3 protein-coding genes and 1 pseudogene are annotated in these 2,740 nt (G+C 43.7%); all 4 read right to left on the bottom strand.

The genetic code is table 11. The annotated features are described in order from the left end of the window. Positions 1-344, bottom strand: a 344-nt coding sequence (locus tag NE536_RS22565) for a helix-turn-helix domain-containing protein (RefSeq protein ID WP_261274088.1), incomplete at its 3' end; no start/stop codon positions are given. A gap of 297 nt (positions 345-641) precedes the next feature. Then, positions 642-1,577: a sensor histidine kinase gene (locus NE536_RS22560; RefSeq protein WP_261274087.1), complete on the bottom strand. Its 936-nt coding sequence runs from the start codon at positions 1,575-1,577 to the stop codon at positions 642-644. Next, positions 1,570-2,115, bottom strand: a complete 546-nt coding sequence (locus NE536_RS22555) for a heme NO-binding domain-containing protein (protein ID WP_261274086.1) — start codon at positions 2,113-2,115, stop codon at positions 1,570-1,572. Before NE536_RS22555 ends, NE536_RS22560 begins: the two co-directional genes overlap by 8 nt. 330 nt (positions 2,116-2,445) lie before the next feature. Then, positions 2,446-2,740, bottom strand: a pseudogene (locus NE536_RS22550) (IS5/IS1182 family transposase); the annotation flags it as partial.

Raw genomic sequence — 2,740 nt, 5'->3', positions numbered from 1 at the left:
TCACTCGAGATGTATTGCTGGATGTCGGCCCCAGTGAGTCTGCCGCCCTCATCTGATTGTGCTTTGAACTCAATGTATCTGGCGAGTCTCCTTTTTTGCTCATTTGACAATGACGGCTTCTTCCCTAGGCGTGGTTTATCTTCAAGTCCTGCCAGTCCTTGCCCAAGATAGCTGGAGACCCATAAGTTGACGCTAGCTCTGGCCACCTTCAACTGGCTTGCCACCTGAGTGCGGTTATGGCATTGCAAAAATAGCGATACAGCGAGCAATCGCATGCGCTTGTGCGGATTTTTTTCTCTTTTGGAGAGGCTAAGCAGACTTTCAGCAGTTTCAGGTTTCATCATCCAATTTTAAGCTGTTGGGTTGCTTGCTATTAGATCAGACTTCAATGCGGAATGGTATTAGACGTATTTGGCAGCGGCCAGTCAAACGCCAAATGAGTAAGAACGTTTATATTGGAATGACTCTAAAATCGTAGCCAATTTTACTTGACCAGTACAGTGCTGAGGCGTCCATCACATCACTACAGAAGCCCGGCCACTATTATCTCAGTTGCGGGATATCGAGTTAATGACTGATCTTATGCAAGATCATACCTATGAATTAGGGCTGAGGATCAATCTTGATCTCTGCTATCCCGTTTAGAGGTTGGTGCTAGACGGCATCGAAATCGCTTGAGAATCGATTGGAAAAAATATCTTTATCGCTGTCCCCTTACCCAACTCAGATATGACGTCGATCGTGCAATCGTGCTGGCGCAAAATTTGTAACACAATCGACATACCGACTCCCGTCCCAGTCCCAACAGGCTTAGTAGTGTAAAAAGCATCAAACATTCTACCCAAGGTATGCTCATCCATTCCACAACCATTATCGACAACCGTTAAGCAAATGTTGGTATCGGATTGAGTGAGCTTAAGCTGTATTTCTGAGGGTCTATCGCTCACCACATCGCAAGCCTGATAAGCATTAACGATAATGTTCATTAACACCTGATTGAGCTCACCTACATTAAACAAAATCATAGGCACATTCGAAATCTCTTTTTTTACCAACACATTGTTAAACATTGGCCGCAGTAATTTAAGAGTAAAATCCAGAGCGTCGGCTAATTGAATGACAGATTTTCCCGTCGAGTCTGTTCGTGCAAAAAAGAGCAAATGATTAACGATATCTTTAATACGCATTAAGCCTTGACAAGTATCGCTTGCCAGTTCAGGCAAATCCTCTTTGATAAATTGCAGCTTAGCCTGGTCAATCTGCAGTCTATCGCCACCCTCTATACTCGCCAATAAATCCTGGGCGTAGTTAGTTAAGCTATTGACGTTGGAGAGAATATACGCAAGTGGATTGTTAATTTCATGGGCAACGCCAGCGGCAACAGTCCCAAGAGAAGCCAATTTTTCCTGCTGGATTATTGATTGCTGTTGCTGCTTAATCAGATCTATTTGTTGTTGCAACAACAAATTTTTTTCATAGAGTTGGCGGGTACTGTCTTCGAGTAGTTGCTCAATCTCTTGCCGAGCCTTTTTTTCCCGCTGATAGGCTACATAATAAGGATTTTCGCTGTCAGTCATTTTGTAACTCGATGATTAACATACAATGATCGGCACCAGTGTGCATGCAAGTATCGTGGGTGATCTGGATCTTTTGTTTAAAATGCTCGGCAGCGCCAAACAACAAGCCTTCCGCGCAAAAACATAACCGGCGGGGAGATGAGTACCTTAACGCAATGTGATTATCTGGCAAGAGCTGCCCAGAAATGTGCGGTAATGAGGGTTCATGGTAGAGTTTATTCACTTCTAAATGGATCACATCGTGGATCCCCATGACTAACGAAGTAAAATTCTCAAACTGTTCAATAACACCGGCATGACGGGAGGCCAAGCCATTAAACAGAAACTGCCCAAACGCTTTTACCACGTCCTGTATCGGCAGATTAAGCCGCTGCGCCACATCCTGAACAATGCTAAATAATTCAGACTCAGCATAACTTTTGGCAGACACATACACGCGATCCTTAGGGGCATGTTTTTCCAACAAATCGTTCCACACTGACATCCCGCACTGGGCCACGACCATATCTTCCAGCACATTAAAAATAATTCCTTTCATAAGCACCTCATAGCGTTACCACGTCAGACTAACAGCCCATGTCGATGGTCGTGTCACATTTGTCCTATACAATACCAATAAAGTAATAGCAGTAATCTTAATCTTCACCAGTATTTTTCTGCGAGACTGTAAAAGAAAATAATACCAACAGCATAATATAATGGTGATTAGCTATGGAGTTAAAAGACTGCGCAAGAAGAATGACCTCAATATCGAGGGCATATTGACGTTTTGAGATTAGATTTTTCACTCAGGCCAGCTCATGCAGTTAAAAGGGGCTTTGTTTCCTAAATCGAGTCAGCGAACTAAACTCTCATCATTGTTCAAATATCAAGCTACACAGTGGGTTTCAGGCATACCTAGCCCAGTAAGTTTGTTCAAAGCCCTAATCATCGCATAAGTTTCTCCCACCTGAGCGTTATAATTCCGCATGCTCAACGTGCCTCCTAGCAGTTGTTTTATCCTGTACATGGCGGTTTCTGAGATTGAACGGCGATGATAACCATACCGTTTTTTCCATTGCTTATTTGAGCCATGAAGCTGTTGCCAACTGACGGCTAAGTTTCGTGGATGCCCTTGTTCCCATAGTGCAGCACCTTCCCTAGGTGGAATGAGCACTAAAGCG

The organism is Shewanella septentrionalis (assembly GCF_025370265.1).
GTDB lineage: Bacteria > Pseudomonadota > Gammaproteobacteria > Enterobacterales > Shewanellaceae > Shewanella > Shewanella hafniensis.
This window is presented reverse-complemented; position numbering and strand designations above follow the sequence as displayed.

What these genes read in the sequence shown, in the direction of transcription:
- NE536_RS22560 (WP_261274087.1), bottom strand. Translation starts at nt 1,577, where the DNA reads ATGACTGACAGCGAAAATCCTTATTATGTAGCCTATCAGCGGGAAAAA.
- NE536_RS22555 (WP_261274086.1), bottom strand. Translation starts at nt 2,115, where the DNA reads ATGAAAGGAATTATTTTTAATGTGCTGGAAGATATGGTCGTGGCCCAG.